The 17,686-nt window shown below is 41.4% G+C and carries 17 protein-coding genes and 1 pseudogene; 11 read left to right on the plus strand and 7 right to left on the minus strand.

Going from position 1 to position 17,686, the window contains the following annotated elements; translation table 11 throughout:
• Window positions 1-4 precede the first annotated feature (4 nt).
• Window positions 5-820: a class I SAM-dependent methyltransferase gene (locus ACOQOE_RS05415; RefSeq protein WP_067862099.1), complete on the plus strand. Its 816-nt coding sequence runs from the start codon at window positions 5-7 to the stop codon at window positions 818-820.
• Between the two features lie 38 nt (window positions 821-858).
• Here ACOQOE_RS05415 and plsB read toward each other — a convergent pair whose 3' ends face one another.
• Entirely contained in the window at window positions 859-3,183 is a 2,325-nt protein-coding gene (gene plsB / locus ACOQOE_RS05420) for a glycerol-3-phosphate 1-O-acyltransferase PlsB (RefSeq protein WP_420555109.1), read from the minus strand.
• Between the two features lie 11 nt (window positions 3,184-3,194).
• Entirely contained in the window at window positions 3,195-3,407 is a 213-nt protein-coding gene (locus tag ACOQOE_RS05425) for a SlyX family protein (RefSeq protein ID WP_067862095.1), read from the minus strand.
• 248 nt (window positions 3,408-3,655) lie between these two features.
• Here ACOQOE_RS05425 and ACOQOE_RS05430 point away from each other — a divergent pair, with 248 nt between their 5' ends.
• Window positions 3,656-4,102, plus strand: coding sequence for a cold-shock protein (locus ACOQOE_RS05430; protein ID WP_067862093.1), 447 nt, complete (start codon window positions 3,656-3,658; stop codon window positions 4,100-4,102).
• 74 nt (window positions 4,103-4,176) lie between these two features.
• Here the strand turns inward: ACOQOE_RS05430 and ACOQOE_RS05435 are convergent, their stop codons facing one another.
• Window positions 4,177-4,830: a DsbA family protein gene (locus ACOQOE_RS05435; protein WP_420555110.1), complete on the minus strand. Its 654-nt coding sequence runs from the start codon at window positions 4,828-4,830 to the stop codon at window positions 4,177-4,179.
• A 172-nt stretch (window positions 4,831-5,002) separates the two neighbouring features.
• Here ACOQOE_RS05435 and ACOQOE_RS05440 point away from each other — a divergent pair, with 172 nt between their 5' ends.
• The 3 genes from ACOQOE_RS05440 (at window position 5,003) to ACOQOE_RS05450 (ending at window position 7,950) form a co-directional block, all read left to right on the plus strand.
• A complete protein-coding gene (locus ACOQOE_RS05440; protein ID WP_067862089.1) occupies window positions 5,003-5,206 on the plus strand; it encodes a 2-hydroxymuconate tautomerase family protein in 204 nt (67 codons plus the stop codon).
• A gap of 157 nt (window positions 5,207-5,363) precedes the next feature.
• Entirely contained in the window at window positions 5,364-5,957 is a 594-nt protein-coding gene (locus tag ACOQOE_RS05445; protein WP_067862086.1) for a LemA family protein, read from the plus strand.
• Window positions 5,958-6,012: 55 nt separating this feature from the next.
• Entirely contained in the window at window positions 6,013-7,950 is a 1,938-nt protein-coding gene (locus ACOQOE_RS05450; protein ID WP_420555111.1) for a M48 family metallopeptidase, read from the plus strand.
• On the opposite strand, the gene folX is transcribed toward ACOQOE_RS05450, so the two are convergent.
• The 3 genes from folX to ACOQOE_RS05465 are packed head-to-tail and all read right to left on the minus strand — an operon-like array spanning window position 7,947 to window position 9,861.
• On the minus strand, window positions 7,947-8,309 hold the full coding sequence (folX, locus tag ACOQOE_RS05455; RefSeq protein ID WP_067862082.1) for a dihydroneopterin triphosphate 2'-epimerase: 363 nt from the start codon (window positions 8,307-8,309) through the stop codon (window positions 7,947-7,949). The genes ACOQOE_RS05450 and folX overlap by 4 nt on opposite strands.
• Window positions 8,310-8,362: 53 nt before the next feature.
• Window positions 8,363-9,325, minus strand: coding sequence for a sensor histidine kinase (locus ACOQOE_RS05460; protein WP_420555112.1), 963 nt, complete (start codon window positions 9,323-9,325; stop codon window positions 8,363-8,365).
• On the minus strand, window positions 9,325-9,861 hold the full coding sequence (locus ACOQOE_RS05465) for a heme NO-binding domain-containing protein (protein ID WP_067862078.1): 537 nt from the start codon (window positions 9,859-9,861) through the stop codon (window positions 9,325-9,327). Before ACOQOE_RS05465 ends, ACOQOE_RS05460 begins: the two co-directional genes overlap by 1 nt.
• 316 nt (window positions 9,862-10,177) lie before the next feature.
• Between ACOQOE_RS05465 and ACOQOE_RS05470 the strand changes: the two genes are divergently transcribed.
• From ACOQOE_RS05470 to ACOQOE_RS05495, 6 genes and pseudogenes are all read left to right on the plus strand, one after another.
• Entirely contained in the window at window positions 10,178-11,125 is a 948-nt protein-coding gene (locus tag ACOQOE_RS05470; protein ID WP_420555113.1) for a response regulator, read from the plus strand.
• Window positions 11,119-11,901, plus strand: a pseudogene (locus tag ACOQOE_RS05475) (putative bifunctional diguanylate cyclase/phosphodiesterase). The gene ACOQOE_RS05470 and the pseudogene ACOQOE_RS05475 overlap by 7 nt, the downstream one beginning before the upstream one ends.
• A 23-nt stretch (window positions 11,902-11,924) precedes the next feature.
• Window positions 11,925-13,043: an HDOD domain-containing protein gene (locus tag ACOQOE_RS05480; protein ID WP_420555114.1), complete on the plus strand. Its 1,119-nt coding sequence runs from the start codon at window positions 11,925-11,927 to the stop codon at window positions 13,041-13,043.
• A complete protein-coding gene (locus ACOQOE_RS05485; RefSeq protein WP_067862072.1) occupies window positions 13,040-13,855 on the plus strand; it encodes a phosphate/phosphite/phosphonate ABC transporter substrate-binding protein in 816 nt (271 codons plus the stop codon). The genes ACOQOE_RS05480 and ACOQOE_RS05485 overlap by 4 nt, the downstream gene beginning before the upstream one ends.
• Before the next feature lie 26 nt (window positions 13,856-13,881).
• A complete protein-coding gene (locus ACOQOE_RS05490; protein ID WP_420555115.1) occupies window positions 13,882-15,513 on the plus strand; it encodes an ATP-binding protein in 1,632 nt (543 codons plus the stop codon).
• 25 nt (window positions 15,514-15,538) lie between these two features.
• On the plus strand, window positions 15,539-16,816 hold the full coding sequence (locus tag ACOQOE_RS05495; RefSeq protein ID WP_420555116.1) for an HD domain-containing phosphohydrolase: 1,278 nt from the start codon (window positions 15,539-15,541) through the stop codon (window positions 16,814-16,816).
• 73 nt (window positions 16,817-16,889) lie between these two features.
• Here the strand turns inward: ACOQOE_RS05495 and ACOQOE_RS05500 are convergent, their stop codons facing one another.
• Window positions 16,890-17,372 carry an Lrp/AsnC family transcriptional regulator gene (locus ACOQOE_RS05500; protein WP_067862066.1) on the minus strand — a complete coding sequence of 161 codons (483 nt, stop codon included), beginning with the start codon at window positions 17,370-17,372 and terminating at the stop codon, window positions 16,890-16,892.
• Between the last annotated feature and the right edge of the window lie 314 nt (window positions 17,373-17,686).

Here is a 17,686-nt window from a genome sequence, read left to right on the forward strand (position 1 = left end):
TTATATGTCTGTATCTGACCTTTCTGGTGGTTCTGTATATAGTGAGGGTGTTATCGCGGTTACTGCGTTGGATGAGTCCTCCTGTTCGCAAGCGGAACAATTGGCTACTCAGCTTAAACTACCGTTAGTAAAAATGTCATCAGAGGTAGGGTTCGACCTACTGTTGCAAGTGGCCGAATCGGGTATTCGATTGCAGCCCACAGGTAAAAAAGCGCCCGGTGCGACCTACGCTGATTTTGTGTCAGGTGCAGTTGCTCATCGCCGTCAATTTGGTGGTGGTAAAGGTCAAATGATCGCGAAAGCGGTTGGAATTAAGGCCGGTGTTAAGCCTCAGATATTAGATGCAACGGCGGGATTAGGTAAAGACGCCTTTGTGTTGGCGACCTTAGGTTGTGATATGACCCTGCTAGAGCGTTCGCCTATTATCCACCTATTGCTTGAAGATGGGTTGTTGCGTGCAGCGAATTCGCTGGAGGTTAGCGATATTATTCAGCGCATGAGGCTTCATCATGCCAATAGTATTGAGTGGATGCAGGCGCAGGCCGATCAAGGGGTGCGCTATCAGGTTGTGTATCTAGATCCCATGTTTCCCCATAGCGATAAAAGTGCATTGGTAAAAAAGGAGATGCGTAGTTTTCGCCCCGTTGTCGGTGATGATTTGGATGCCGACCAATTGTTAGAGGCTGCTCTGGCCATTGCAGAAAATCGAGTAGTGGTTAAACGGCCTAGAAAAGCTCCTTTTTTAGCTGATCGTAAACCCTCTTTACAGTTTGAGGGGAAATCGAGCCGCTACGATATTTATCCGCTGAAAAAACTGTAAGCTCCTCCAGTAGGAGCTTATATCTATAGTGTATTGGATTAGCTTTTACTTCCGAGTTTAGAATCCACAAGTGAAATCATATGTGGTTTCAGAATCTTTTTAGCTTGGGCGAATAGAGCGCTTGTATCGAAATTACAGCTTAAGCGACCGTTTTCCTCCCGTAGAAACTCTAACGCATGAAGTTGCTTAATAAATGAGTTTAAAACTCTTTTATCTTTGTACTCAGGCGTGCTGTAGCCATACTCTTTGTGAATATGTTGGGCGATATTTTGGCTGCTTTCAATCAGATCTTCTGCGCTAATCTCGTTATAGCGAGCGAGTGTGCGTAGCACAATATAATAGCGTAAAAGAATAGGTTCAGCGGTTAGGATTAGGGTGTTCACGAGAGGGTTGGCAGTAGTTGTCCAGCCTTTATCTGCCTCGCCTTCTAGTAAATTCTGTTCGATCAGCGCTTCACGTACTTGTTTAAGTAAACCTGTGAGATCAGTTAGCTCCCAAGGTAAGAAAAGTTCTGCCTGAATAAAGGGATAGATCATCCGAATTGTACGGTTAATGCTTTGGGTTTTACCGTTTTCAAGCCTGTGCGCAAGTAGTAAATACATACTGGGTAGAATAAGCAGGTGCTGGATATTATTTCGATAAAAACACAGCTCTTGCGCTTGATGCTGATCTATTTCAATTAAATTAATCTTTTGATTAACTTGCTGCATTTTTGCGGCTTCGTTAATCCAATCGGAAGGCTTTCCTTCAGGAATGAGTTGTAAGTGAGGATTCAACGTTTTGATTAGGTTGAGTAGGCGAGAGCTTTTATCGCTTAACTCTGCGACTGATTGCAATGGACTTCCACCTAGTAGGCAAGTGGCTAATAAACTGCTTTGGGTTATTTCTGCAGCTTGATTTATTCTGCGCATAACCGTTGCCGCTATCAGTTTTACATCCTCTTTTGATGAGTGCTCCGGGTGAATATGCGCTTCTAAAAGAAGGGGTTCGCCAAAGCTCAATAAGGTATTACCAAATTTTTGTCCGAGTATTTTGCTGGTGGCTAATACAGTGGAAATAGATTCTTGCTGCTTTTTTCCTCCTGACAGTTCTTCTTGGTAGCTTTTACTTTCTACAAGGCGGTCGTATCCGACCCAAACAGGAATGAGGGCAACAGGTTTTTGGGGATTGTCTCTGTAAGACTCCACGCTCATTGAGAGTAATCCGGTCTTTGCTGCCAGTAAGCGTCCAGTACGGCTTCGACCCCCTTCAATAAAATACTCTAAAGAGTGGCCTCTATGGGTCATCTGTTCTAAGTAAGTTTTATATAGGCAGCTATAAAGTGGGTCCCCATGAAACTGGCGGCGCATAAAGATTGCCCCGCTGCGTTTCAAAATGGGCCCTATTACTGGGATATTTAGATTTTCGCCCGCGGCGACGTGAGGAATCATTAACCCGTGTCTATATAGTACCCAAGATAAAAGCAGGTAATCCATATGACTACGGTGACAAGGTAAATAGATAAGCTGATGGGTTTTAGCGATCTCTTGGACGCGCTCTATATTTGCTATTCTAACTTTTCGGTATAAGCGTCCCCATACCCAGTTTAAAAGTGGATCCAGTATACGTGTAGTTATCGGGCTAAAATCAGCAGCAATTTTATCGAGAGTATGTGCGCAATGTCGTTCAATACGGTGCCGGCTAGTGCCTCGCTCTTTAGCTTGTTGGTCAATAGCTTGCTGTACGTTTGGGTCTTTTATAACGAGATTAATTAATGTGCGTCGATGGGATAGATCAGGCCCTATAATCGATTGGCGAGTGATACTGAAATGCGTACGCAAGACACGGGCAGCTTTACGAGCGGTGGCTTCACTATCATCATTCTCTTCTTGTTGGAGTAACTGTTTAAGATCTAATGCTTTGTCTATGCGGACTAAGGTTTGGCGACCATTGACTAGCAGTTGAAAAAAGCTACCTATAGGCCCCGCTTCGTGCCAAGTCTCGGCATACAAAAGGTTAAGCCACGATTTTTCTCTATTAGGGAGGCGGCCGTGAAAGATCGCAACAGGTATAATTAAAGTGTTAAATTTTTCACTGCTGTTTTGGGCGTTGACTAAAACTTCTAAGGCTTCCCGCAGAGGAGCTTGACCTTTTGAATCAGCAAAGAGTATTTGTTCCTCTTTAATATGACGTTGCTGTTTGCGTAGTAGATTTTTTAAAAGAAGTGTGTGACTGAGTCTATTGGATTCAAGTATGTAATAAATATGGTCTGGGGTCGGTTGTGTAGGCAGTAATAATTGAGGATTAACCAACTTCGGACGGGTTACTAAATTTATAAACATACCCCCTAAGGAGTGTATGCCGCGTTCGAGCAATGGAATCATGTGCACTTACCTTAGTAGTGTGGAGGAGGTGGCTCATCCTCAGGTCTATTTGCAGGTAGATCAAGCGTTAGGCTTTTGACTTGCTGACTGAATATTTTCATCATTCTTGTCAGCTTCAATATCTCTAGCTCTTGAGTAGAAACAATACTGTTAAGTTTATCCAGCGTATCTTCTTGGAAAGCAACGCGAGTTTCCAGTTCATCAATACGTTCCTGCTCTGTCATGATTGTTTCCGCTTCTAAAATAGCTAATGTTACAGTGTTCAGTTAAAGGTTGTGATACGACTTAATTCGTAGTCTACAAGCATAGTTTATCAGGCTTCGATATTAAACGCCGTTTGATTTTTATTCGCTTTATTTGCATAAGCTATTGAAAAAAATCATAAAATTAGATATACCTCTGTAATTGGTAGAAATAATTACTTATACTGCCAATTTCAAGTGCTATTAATGTGATAAATGACAAATAATAAATGAGGGTTAATCAGTTGATTCGTAGTCTGATTGTGAGTGCTATCGCCGCAGTGTTGGTAACTGTTTTGTTGGGTCCGGTAGCTGGTATAGAAGTTGAGTTATCTAATATTGCTGCGTTAGCAGTTGTGTTCGTTGTGACATTTGCCGCATCTTTTTTTGCTGCACTTGGTAACAATGCTCAATCTGGGGCTTCGGCATTTAATGGTGCTGAAGAAGAGTATATTGATGAAAATGATGATCGTGAGCAAGGCACAGTAAAGTGGTTTAATGTGTCAAAAGGTTTTGGTTTCATTACCCGCGGTGAAGATGATGATGTCTTTGTTCATTTTCGCAATATCCGTGGTCGTGGTCACCGTTCATTAGCGGAAGGCCAAAAGGTACGTTTCCACGTACGTGAAAGCGACAAAGGGTTACAGGCTGAGGATGTTTCAGTCGTTCGCGACTAAGCTTGCTTGTAGCACGCCCAGCGAGGCTGATCAATTCAGTCTCGCTGTTACACCTTCCAATGCTCTTCCCCATTTCATTCCGCCTCTGTTGTTAGCACTGAATCTATTCTGCTTTTTATCTTGATGGCGTCCGTGTAGCCGTAACTAAGTGCTTTGATGATCCCTTCTTTGGTTTCAATAAAGAGGCTAGGGAACCCTTGAGCACCGAGTCTATGGGAGGCATTTATCTGTTTTTCGAGTTGGTGTTGAGTCTCTGGACTATGTATCAGCGCCTTAAAAGCGGGGATGTCTAAGCCCTGTTGCTGAGCTAACTCTATTAACGTATCTAGCTCTGATGGGTTTTTTGCATCTAGGTAATAAGCGTTTTGTATTAAGCGAGTCATCTCTAAGCCGCTTCCTGGTGAAAGTTCCTCAGCACTAATGACTGCTCTACAACTAGCATATGTGCTTCTTTTGGGCGTGTTGTTCGACCAGAAATCGTAATTGAAAGGAGTGCCTGTTTGCTGCTCGATATGATGCCATATAGATTGCAGCTTTTGTTGCATCTCTATGGGCATAGGCTCATTACTATCTGGAGCAAGGCCGCCCATTAATAAAGTCCAAGGAAATGGGTAACTACGTTGTAATTCATGCACTGTGTCACTAAAAGCCCAGCACCAGCTACACATAGGGTCTAATACATAGATAAATCGTGGATAAACCTGTTCATTTTGAGTAGGTGATGTCATATGTCAGCTTTTAAATAAGTAGTCAGTCACTAAGAGACTGTTATTTAAAAAGTTAGTTCATTCTTTTTGTTCAAAAAAAGTGAATAGATGCTTCTTTATAATCTTATAGTGTTGCGGAATCTTGCACGCTAAGCTTGTTGCTAAATATCAAGCTATCCAAGGAGTATGAAGTATGCCGTACGTTAATATTAAGATTACCGATGAAGCTGTGACCGCAGAGCAGAAGAAACAACTTATTGAAGGTGCAACTCAGCTTTTAGTGGATGTATTAAATAAAAACCCTGCAACGACAGTTGTTGTGATTGATGAGGTTAATACCGATAACTGGGGAGTAGGTGGGGAGGTTATCACTGAAAGAAGAAAGCAAGGAAAGTAGAGTCTCAGTAAATCATAGTATTTCTCTATACTGCTGCTCTGCTTAAACGGAGTTAATTAAGAGAAGATGAGGAGAGCTGCTAATAAGTAGGTTTCCTCTCTGGCTATTCTGATTTATAGTCGAAAGCTTACATGATCCATAACAAAGGAGCTGCATAATGGAAGTAGGTACGATTGTCTTTTTGGTGATAGTTCTAGGTGCTGTCTTTTATGTAGTAAGTATTTATAACCAGCTTGTTACCTTAAAAAATAGGCATCAAAATGCCTTTTCTCAGATCGAGGTTCAGTTAAAGCGCCGTTACGACCTCATACCAAATTTGGTTGAAACGGCTAAAGGCTATATGAGTCATGAGCGAGAAACTCTCGAAGCTGTTATTAATGCGCGAAATGAAGCCTCAGCGCTTTTAAAGGGCGCAGCAGCTACTTTGACGGATGATTCTATCCAGCAGCTGTCCGGTGCAGAAAATGCCTTACAGAGTGCTTTAGGGCGTATGAATATAGTGATGGAAGATTATCCAGACCTTAAGGCGAATGAAAACATGATGCAGCTTTCAGAAGAGCTGACAACCACTGAAAACCGTGTGGCATTCTCCCGCCAAGCTTTTAATGATGCTGTAACTGCCTACAATATATACCGCCAATCCTTCCCTCCTGTATTTTTCGCGTCTATGTTTGGTCACCCTAAAGATGCTTCTCTTTTAGAATTCGAAGATAGTGCTGAGATTCAGGCCGCACCTAAGGTTAGTTTTTAGGGTGGGACAAATTCGTCAGAATCTATTGCTTAGAGTCTTGTTAGGTTAGGGATAAATGGACTTTTTTATACAACAGGATAAAGCGCGGCGTCAAACGGGTTGGCTTGTTTTTCTTTTCATATTAGCGGTTGTTAGCCTAATTGGGCTAACCAACCTGTTGATAGGGCTTGTGGTTTGGTCTGTCACCCAAGAGGAAACCATGCAGCGGGGATTGAGTGTTGTATCACAGACCGATACTCAAACTATCGCTGCGCTGTTTTCTTGGCATACGTTTGGTTTAGTTAGTTTAGCTGTTGCGGGTGCTGTTGGTTGTGCCATTTTATACAAATGGTTTCAATTAAGCTCAGGTGGCAAAGCGGTTGCTGAATCCTTGGGCGGTATTCGTATTTATCCCAATAGTGAAGATCCAGATCACTTGCAAGTACTTAATGTAGTTGAGGAGGTGGCGCTTGCTTCAGGTATGCCTGTTCCTGCGGTGTATTTGTTGGAGCATGAGATAGGGATCAACGCTTTTGCTGCAGGTAATGGCCCCGCCGATGCGGTAATTGGTGTCACTAAAGGCTGTATTCAGCAATTTAAACGGGATGAATTACAAGGCGTTATTGCTCACGAGTTTAGCCATATTTTAAATGGCGATATGCGACTAAATCTACGTTTGATCGCCTTATTGCATGGCATTGTTTTTATCGGCTTAGTTGGGGAATTGCTGCTTAGAGGGAGTCGAAGTCGTCGATCAGATAGTAGGGTTGCCATACTGGGTGTTGCGTTACTAGCGATTGGCTGGCTAGGTACCTTTTTCGGTAATCTTATCCGCGCAGCCGTCAGCCGACAGCGAGAATTTTTAGCTGATGCCAGTGCGGTGCAATTTACCCGTAACCCAGATGGCATAGCAAGCGCGCTCAAATTAATCGGCGGCTATAGTAGTGGAACAGAGATTCATGACAGCCATCGCAGTGAAGTCAGCCATCTGTTCTTTGGCCAAGCGATTAGCAAACTGAGCAATATGATGGCGACGCATCCTCCTTTGGTGGATAGGATTTTAAAAGTCGATCCCGATTGGGACGGTAATTATCTTTATCGAAGTACGGCTACACGTGAACGTAAGCAGGAAGAGGAGAAGGTAACTCAAGCAGGAAAGCGTGAGGCTTTTTCTCAGGCGGTTATTACTGGCGCTGCCGTTGCCTCGGGTATAGAGCCTGACACGCTCTTTTCTGGAAGTGCTGATTTGGATCAGATCAGGCGCGAAATCGATGGTATTCCTGCTCTGTTACATGAACAGGCTCATGATCCTTTTGGCGCTATTGCTGTATGTTATTTATTGATTACTCATATAGAGCCTTCTGTGCAAGAGAAACAATGGCAAGTTATAGCTCAAAGTGGAATTAAGGGAATTGAGCCATTAATGCGTCAGCTTTACCCTGCCGTTGAACATTTAGATATTAGTGCTCGTTTACCTTTGATTGAATTATTACTACCGGCCTTGAAGTGTATGTCGCCGGAGCAATATAAAAGATTCAAACAGACTTTATTGCTACTGATTCGAGCTGATGCGAAGACTGATCTATTTGAGTGGTGTTTATATCAACTTGTGCGTCATTATCTAGCTGGGGAATTTGAACCGGTTAAGGCCTCTAAGCCACGTTATAAAGAGGCTAAAGCACTGAGTGATGAATACCAATTAGTCTTGTCGGTACTTGCACATAAAGGCCATGAACAGGAAGCCGATGCACAGAGAGCATTTAATCGTGGGGCAGGCTCAGCAGGCTTATATAATATAAGCCTGCTATCCGAAGACGCGTGTGAATTGGAGTGTTTTATTCGGGCGGTCAATGTGTTGTCATGCGCTTATCCCGCCCTTAAGCCTCGTCTTATTACAGGTATTAAAAAATGTATCCATCAAGATGGCGAAGTGACTGCACTTGAAAAAGAGATTGTCTCAAGTATAGCCGTTGTCATGGATGCGCCTATTCCTCTATTTATTGAGCCACATTAATCTTTTTGCCACTCCAGTGAGAGTGATACAGAGTCTGCAAATCTGAGTGCGTGGGGTTTATCTATAGTGACTTTAGCGTAGCGAGTCCAAGGATGTTTGCTACAGATTTCTAAGACATCTGAAACCAGCTTCTCAAGTAATAAGAAACGGCCATTTTCCACATGCTGAATAATATCTTTAGTAATTGTTTTGTAATTTAAGGCTTGTTCTACATCATCGTTGGCAAAGCCATTGCTAGCGGGGTATTGAATCTCAATATTGATTACAACATCCTGCTGTTTTTGCATCTCGTCGGGATTAAACCCGATAAAAGTACGTAGGCGAAGATTGGTGATGTTAATAATTGCGTTGCTGAGCATGAATCTGTTTCCTTGAAAAACCTTAATGTATTAGGTTAGTAAGTTTTATACGCTTATTCGATCGATTCGGATGGATGAGTGGGTAGCTTAATTGTAAACGTTGTCCCTTGGCCTTCAATGCTGTGAACACTGATCTCTCCATCGTGGTCTTTTATAATACCGTAAGCAATGGCTAATCCCATCCCCGTGCCTGAGCCTATAGGCTTAGTTGTAAAAAAAGGGACAAAAATCTCTTTTTCTACCTCCTCGCTCATGCCTGATCCATTATCCGTGATCTCAATAATAATTTCAGACTGTACAGTACGAGTAGATATTTCAATGATTGGTTTTTCTATGCTTTCTGTCGCGTGCTTGGCATTGATGATTAAATTGAGGAAAACTTGGTTAAGCTCGTTTAAATTGCAGGGGATTTCCTGTATTGGCTCAAGATCTAATTTTACTTCTACCGTGTTTTTTAACTCGCTATTGAGTAGCTTTAAGGTACTAAGAATGCCGTCTACTATATTTGCAGAACTACGGTCGGTTGACTGAATTCGTGCAAAACTACGTAAATTCATCACAATATCGCGTACGCGAGTTAACCCCTCAACTGTATCTGTCATCAGTTCAGGAAGGTCTTCTTGAATAAATTCAATATCTTCCTCCTCGAAGAGCTTTTCCAAATCAGCTTGTACTTTACTCGGTAGGGCTTGATTGATGTGCTGTATAAATGAAATTAACCGAGTATATGAACAATGGTATCGCCTTAAGGACTCTATATTACTTTTTACAAACGCGAGGGGGTTATTGATTTCATGGGCCATGCCCGCAGCTAAGGTGCCGAGTGTAGCTAGTTTTTCGTTTTGTAATATGGTGGCCTGTTGCTTTTGTAGCAGGTCATAGCTTTCTTTTAGACGTTCATTTTGCAGGAAAATCTCGCGCGATTTATTTTCTAATAATTCTTCTGCTTTCAAGCGCGCACGTTTTTCTCTTTCATAGGCCACTTTATAAGCGTTTTCTTGATTCTGTATGCTCATTATATGAACCTCAAGATCAAATCGCAGTGATCTGAGCCTCTATGCATGCAGACAGGATGATCAATCGTAATTTTTGTATTGTAATGAGTTGCAGCGCCTCTAATAAGGCCTTCAGCAAGAATGCAGAGTTTTCTCGGTGAGCGATAGCGCATTAATAAAGTGTCATCTATATTCTCAGCGTACTCAAAATCGGGGAGGTTTGGATTATCGTATAATTTTCTAACTTCAGTATGAATCACGCTATCAATGCTTTTCAAAAAGCCTTTGAGTGTATCTTCTGCTTCAATAAACAAAGGATATCGAGTAGCGAGTCCTGTAAATAAACGTACGCCAAAAGCTTCAATAAGTGTATTAGGCATCATGCCTGTTTTGTCAGAAATTGAGCTGACTAGGTTGAAAAGTTCTTCGTCAGGATAGCTTTCACCCGCGGTATAGATACCATCAACAGATTGTGATTCCAGAATCTCATTCCACACTTGCATACTGTATTGTTCAACTACCATCTCTTCGAGAACATTAAAAATCACACCTTTCATAATCTACTCCGTTTACTCAATATAGATCTGGGTTATTTATCTGTTTATCTCAGAGATAGTGAATTAGCTTTTAATCATAGCTGTTTTTTATTTATAGAGTCAGGCTATATTGATTCGGCTTTTACTAAAGTTTATTGGAGTTAATGTTTTTTTATGCAATTTTTAATCTCTATCTATTGTTTATCCTCATAGGAAAGATTAAGGCTTCTGTATATTTATTGATTTGGTTATATTGGAAGCTCTACACCAAGGTAGAACCTCTGAATTTAATGGTTATACTGAGTACTACTCGCTTCTTTTACCTGTAGGTTGTGCCATGGATAAATCTATTTTATTGGTTGATGATGAACCTTCAATATTAAGAGCCTTAAAGCGGATTTTTCACCGCGCAGGTTACAAAGTTACTATTGCAAATGGCCCAGAAGAAGCATTGGTTATTCTTGAGGATCATTCGTTTCCCATCGTACTTTCTGATTATCGAATGCCGAATAAAACTGGCGGTGAGCTTTTAATCGAGATCAAAGAAAAATACCCCTCTACATTAGGGTTAATCCTGAGTGGATATGCAGATCTGCAATCAGTCATTGCGGCCTTAAATAGTGGGGCTGTTTATAAGTTTTTGGAAAAACCTTGGGAGGAAGCTCAGTTATTAGAAGAGATTGATCAAGCCTTTTCTCATTGGCGTCAAGAGAATATATTGCCTCTCCGTGATGTTCGTTCTGATGAGCAGGGTAAGGTTTCCAGCCTTGGCGACGTAGCCCGGGCCAGCTCCGATTTGACCTATGGGAAGATGTCGGTCATGGAAAGTATTGATCATAAAATATCAACCCAGGCTCATTTCTCACTAGTTTATCTAGATATTAGGCATTTTAGGCACTTTAATGATTGCCTCGGCTATCAAAAATCTGACCAACTATTGCACCACATTCATGCTTTGCTGAAGAAACAAATCAGGGCGGATGTTGAATTTAGTTTAATGAATGGGGCTGCTTTTGTTTTTTTTGTTCCAGAGGTCTTTACCGAGGCAAGCGCGTTTGATTTTATTGCATCGCTCTTATCGCCTTTTAAGCAATTAGTCACCTTTGACGAACGCGAAATTTTACTGACTTTTAGTGCTGGTTATTCGGTCTATCCTGACGATGGCCTAACTGCGGAGGAACTTGTTCGGGGTTCCCAGTTAGCTGCAAATTACAGTAAGGATAGGGACTTAATGTTTATCCTCAGTATAAAAAAAGCATGGATGGCAATCGTGATGATATGGTGAGTTTGCAAAGTGAACTTTGCCAAGCCTTGAAGCGTAATGAATTTACATTGTATTACCAGCCTAAAATATCCCTTGTGAACGGTAAAATATTAGGTGCTGAAGCACTTATTCGCTGGCACCACTCTAAAAAAGGACTGATCTCTCCTGATAGGTTTATTCCTCTTGCTGAATTAACGGGGTTAATCGAGCCGATTGGAGAGTGGGTTTTATCCACTGCGATTGCTCAGAGTTTTCTTTGGCAGCAGGAGGGTTTACCCACATTTGTTATGTCGGTGAATGTTTCAGGCCGCCAACTGGTTGAACATGATTTGGCTACTAAGGTGAAAAAGATTATCCAAGACAGTGGTGTATCACCTTAGTATATAGAGCTGGAAGTGACTGAAACATTTTTGATGCAAGATATTGAGCACAGTATCGACGTGTTAAAAGAGATTCGGGCTTTAGGTGTCAAAATTGCGATTGATGATTTTGGCACTGGCTACTCCTCCTTAAACTATTTAACGCGTCTTCCTGTCGATACGTTAAAAGTGGATCGTTCATTTATCATTGATTTTGCGGCAGAGACTGAAAAAACCAATTTAGTCAAAAATATGATCGTTATGTCCCATGATTTAGGTATGCGTGTTGTTGCTGAAGGTGTTGAAACCCTGGAACAGCTCCAGCAACTCAAGGAAATGAATTGTGATGAAGTGCAAGGGTATTATTTTAGTCGTCCAGTAGTGGCGGAAGAGTTTAAAACAATGTTGCAGGAACAGTCTTGGGCTCATTGTCCTTAGGTAAAATCAGGAGAGGCGTAAAGATGCATGGATCTGATGTGATGGATGAGAGCCAAGCAACAGTTTATTTTATTGATGATCAGTCTCAGGTTCTTAATGCTTTACGTCGAGCATTACGCTCGAGGCTAAAGGGTTGGACCATGATATTTGAAGCATCTCCCCGTCAAGCGCTAGATCAAATGGCAAAAGCGTTTCCTTGGGTTGTACTGGTAGAGAAAAAAATGCCAGAGATGGATGGCGCTGATTTTCTAAAGCAGGTCAAAATCAATTACCCCGATGCTGTTAGGGTGATTCTTTCCGCGGATATTAGCGATGATACCGTGGTTCAATCTGCCGGTATTGCTCATCTATTGTTGCCTAAACCCTTTGAACTAGATGAAATTGTTGAAGTGATTGAACGTGCGGTTTGCTTAAGAACATTTCAGTTAGATGACAAGCTACGAGCTGAAATGGGGCAGGTTGATAATTTGCCGCTTCTGCCAGCGAACTACCAAGCTTTAGTCCAGTATCTAGATTCAGTCGAGGAACCTGATCCCGCTAAAGTAGATACGCTGCTGAGTCATGATGTGGCGGTCTTATCAAAAATACTACAGTTAGCCAATTCTGCCTTCTTCTGCGCAGTTAATCCCGTTTACTCAGCACGGGAAGCGGTTATCCGCTTAGGTTATGACTTGGTTAGAAAGTTAGTGCTCTGTTTTAGCATCTATACTGCCAGTGGAGATACTGATTTTAATAGTCAGTTACTCAGAAATTCAGAACGCGTCGCTGAAAAGTGTATTGAATTGGCAAGTTTTTCTCGATTGCCCAAAGCGCAAAGAGAGCGCGCTTATTTTACTGGTTTACTGCATAACATCGGAGCATTAGTTATTTCGGGTAGAGAGGTTAACGCTTCATTCGAGTTGGTTGGTAGCTTTCTGCTCCGGCTATGGGGTTTTGAACAATTGATTGTTGATGCGCTTCGTTACCAATCAAACCCTGAAGTATCAGACAGTGATGATGTAGTACTTTATCAGTTACATATCGCCAAGGCTTTGGTTGATGCAGAGAATAATAATCAGCCACTGGAAGCGTTGTTTGATGAACTTGACCCTAAACTTATAGAGCGAGCGATGTTATCTGAATATCTGGAGAGTTATGTATGAAAAGGCGGTTATTCTGCTTGTTCTTATATCTCATGATCAGTTCGTCGTGCGTTACTGCAGAAACATTAACGTTTGGTATAGTGCCACAACAGTCAGCTAAAAAACTGGCTAAATTATGGACGCCTATTAGCCGATATTTGAGCGAAAAAACAGGAGTAACTGTCTTGTTTAGCACCGCTCAAGATATTCCTACCTTTGAAAAAAGGTTGTTGGCAGGGGAATATGATATCGCCTATATGAACCCATATCATTATACGGTGTTCCATCAAAAGCCTGGTTATGAGGCGATCGCGAAACAACAAGGCCGAGAAATTAAAGGGATTGTTGTTGTCCCTAAAGAGAGTGATATAACCTCTCTAGATCAGCTATCAGGGGCTATTCTTGCCTTTCCTTCTTTAGCTGCCTTCGCTGCGAGCGTTCTGCCGAGAGCGAAAATGGCGAAGGAGGGGATTGATATAACACCTAAATATGTTTCATCCCATGATTCAGTTTATTTAACGGTTTCTAAAGGTTTATTTATAGCTGGGGGTGGTGTTATGCGTACTTTTAATAATACCGCGCCCGCAGTAAGAGAAAAGCTTCGGGTTTTATGGTCGACCCCCGGTTATACCCCTCATGCTATAGCGGTTCATCCCAGAGTAAATGCTGATTTAAGGCAAAGGATCCAACAAGCATTAATTAATATGGACCAAGACCCAGAGGGGAAGGCGCTATTAAATACGATTCGTTTCAAAGGATTAGAGCGCGCAGAAAATAAAGATTGGGATGATGTGCGAGACTTAAATATTAAGCTACTAGAACATTTATTGTAGTGATCTTTGTCTAAGAGGGAAATTTTGTGTCATTACGGCTGAAAACCATTTTAGGTATAGCGATAATTCAAGCCGTTTTACTACTGCTTCTTGTCTCTATAACCTTGAATTACCTTCGTACGACCAATTACGAGAGTCTTTCTAAGCGCGCTTCAACAACCGCGACCTTGTTTGCTACAACTGCTGCGGATGCTGTGCTTACCTATGATTTAGCGTCCCTTGAAGCCTTTGTTAACGAGGTAATGAAAAACCCGGATTTGGTATATGCGCGGGTTTTAGGACCTGATAACCAGATATTTGCCGAGCAAGGCGAGGCTGGTGTGTTAAATCGACCTTTTCTGCAAGATACTCAGGTTGAAGATGTAGAGGACTGGATCTTTGATATTTATGCTGAGATCAGCGAAGGAGGGGTGGTTTATGGAAGAGTTGAGATTGGAGTGGATACCCATGGTCTTTCCGCCATCATTGAAGAGGCGACTAATAGAAGTGCAACGATTGCTGCCGTTGGTATGTTATTTGTAGCGCTATTTTCTTCAATGTTGGGTAGCTACTTAACAAACCAGCTTAAATATTTAAGGGCTGCCGCTAGATCCATTTCAAAAGGTGATTTAGCGATTAAAATACCGATTAATGGCCGCGACGAGATCGCCGATGTGGCACATGCATTCAACTCTATGGCATCTGATCTAAAAGATGCCAGCTTACGTCGCGATCAATTTGAAGCGGAATTACGTGAACTTAACCGCTCCTTAGAAGATAGAGTTAAACGTAGAACTGAAGCGTTAGAAAAAGCTAACAGTGAAATAAAATCAGCCCAGACACAGCTTATTCAGTCAGAAAAAATGGCGTCAATTGGTGTGTTATCAGCCGGTGTTGCCCATGAAATTAACAACCCCCTAGGCTTTGTTATTAGTAATTTATCAACCTTAGATATCTATGCGCACAACTATCGTGCCTTAGTCACTGAATATCAGCGCTTACTGGAGATTAACGATACTGCTGAGCGAGAAGAGCAGCTAAATAAGATTCAAGGTCTAATTAAAAGCATAGATCTTGAATTTATGAATGAGGATCTTGATGACCTGTTAAAAGATACCCACGAAGGTTCAGTTCGAGTTAAAGAGATTGTAAAAGGTTTAAAAGCGTTTTCCCATACAGATCAAACGGGGCGTATGCAGTTAGCTGATCTTAATGACAGCATAACGAGTACCCTTAAAGTGGTCAATAATGAACTGAAATACCACTGTACTATCTCCACCTCCCTATCAGATATCCCCCAAATATATTGTTTACCTAGCCAGATAAAACAAGTGTTACTCAATATTATTTTAAATGCCGGACAGGCGATTCAGGAGCAGGGCGTTATTGATATATCTAGCAATGTGGTTGAAGATCATATCGAGATAAGCATAAAAGATAATGGTTGTGGTATAGCTGAAGAGGAGATCAGTAAATTATTCGATCCTTTTTATACAACCAAACAAGTTGGTGAAGGTGCGGGCCTAGGTTTAGCAATCTCCTACGGCATTATTGTGGATGATCACCACGGTGAAATTAATGTGCAAAGTGAAGAGGGTAAAGGAACCTGCTTTACTATTATATTGCCGATAGTTACTGAGCCTCCCAATGAAGAGGATGATTCGGTTGTGTCAGCATAAAACGGTCAAATAGGGATGAATAACAATGGAATATCCTGATAATACAGTCCTTATCGTTGATGATGAAACCGCAGTTTTAACCGCATTTGAACGATTGTTACGTGTATTAAAATGCCATGTAATTACAACAGTTTCCGCTATAGATGCTTTAGCTATACTGGAAAAACAGCCTGTTGATATAGTGATTAGTGATATGCGTATGCCGGAGATGGCTGGTGAATGTTTTTTAGAACAGGTCGCCGAAAAGTTTCCCAACTGTGAACGTATAGTGATCAGTGGTTATACGGATGTTAAAGCAACCATTGATGCGATTAATAAAGGCCAAGTAAGCCGCTTTATCTCTAAACCTTGGGAAGATAAAGATGTGCTTAACATGGTTAAGAAAAGCTTTGAACATGCGCTGCTTAAAAAAGAAAATGTGCGGTTAAGTGCCGAGACACAACAAAAAAATCTGGAATTACAGGCGTTAAATCAGTCATTGGATTTAAAGGTTCAGGCACGTACCGAGCAGCTTAAAGTTGCGAATCAAAGTCTTAAAAATAGTTACCGTTCCGTTGTGAGAATGTTTTCAACATTAACAACGAGACGTTTAGGTATTAAAGCATCGAGCAACAACCAAAAGCTCAATTTGATTTTTGTCTCAGTTGCTAAAAAAGCAGGTATAGAAGGGGGAGAATTAAAACAGCTCTATTTTGCATGGCAGCTACGCCAAATAGGGAAACTAAGCTTTTCAGACGATTTAATCAAAGTCCCTTATCTAAAATTAGACGTTGAGCAGCAGCGTGTATTTCAAACCCATCCCCTGTTAGCGCAAGCGGCAACGCTAATGGTTAAACCTCTCTATCCCGCTGGAAAGATAGTTTCTCAGCATAAGGAATACCTTGATGGCAGCGGTTACCCGAAAAAGCTTAAAGGGGAAGAAATTAGTTACCGAGCGCAAATTTTAGCGGTTGTTAATGATTATGTTGAGTTGATGTATGGCTTTTATGATGAGCGCCAGTACAGTACAACGGAAGCGATTAACTACTTACAAACAATAGCGGCAGAACGTTATAATCAATCCATAGTGACAATTTTAATGGAGTCGATCCAAGCGTTAAGCGATACAGGCGATGCCATTAACGATAAGTGTATACATAGTGATCAGCTTACAAAAGGGATGCGTTTAACGCGAGATCTGATCAGTGATGAGGGGATAATGTTACTCAGTTCAGAGCAGGTATTGGATGAGGTTTCTATTAACCGTATTCGTGAAATTGAATTTAACTTAGATGAAAGCCTACAGATCTACGTCTCTCAATAACTGTTAGAGATGGCTATTAGAAAAAACGGATCGAAGAGGATTTATTTTGATCCGTTTATTATGTGATTTATCATTAAACATACTTAAGTGGCATCGCTGTACTATCGACCACTTTACGCATAATAAATGCAGATTTAACCCCTGTTACTCCCTGAATACGGGTTATTTTACCTAATAAAATATCTTGATACCTATCCATATCGGGCACCGCTATTTTAAGTTGGTAATCCGCATCATGTCCGGTGATTAGATAACACTCCATCACTTCAGGGAGTGACTGTATAGTGCGCTCAAACTCCTCAAACCGCTCAGGAATATGTTTATCCATACTGATATGCAGTATGACAAATAGATTAAGTCCTACTGAGCGTTCATTTAAACGTACAACACGATCACGAATAACGCCTGCTTCCTCTAGAGCTTTTACCCGTCGGGAGCAGGGCGCAGCGGTTAATCCTACTCGCTCGGCTAAATCCTGATTGGATAGCTCCCCATTAGCTTGTAGCTCGTGCAATATTTTTAAGTCAAAACGGTCAAGCGAGAAGGAAGTTTTCATAGTTTTTAATAGTCTGGCAATAAAATGTATAGGTTTAGTGTATTTTCTTTTTATTAATTGCGCAAACAGGTAAAAATGTAATGAATAGGATCGGTAATTGCGCAAGGTGCGCTATAAACTTATCTCTATCGGTTGAGGGGCTTGTTACACCTAAGTGAGAACAGGTTGTTAGGTTGAAAATCACATATTAATCCGTATGTGAGGGGGCAATCATCATCAGTGAGCGCATCCAGCCCAGAATAGTTTTATCGAACTAACCCTTAGTGTCAAAAGCATATAACTGAAAAATTTCCTGCTGTCATATTCGCCAAGAG

It is taken from the genome of Neptuniibacter marinus, from assembly GCF_965223595.1.
Lineage (GTDB): Bacteria > Pseudomonadota > Gammaproteobacteria > Pseudomonadales > Balneatricaceae > Neptuniibacter > Neptuniibacter marinus.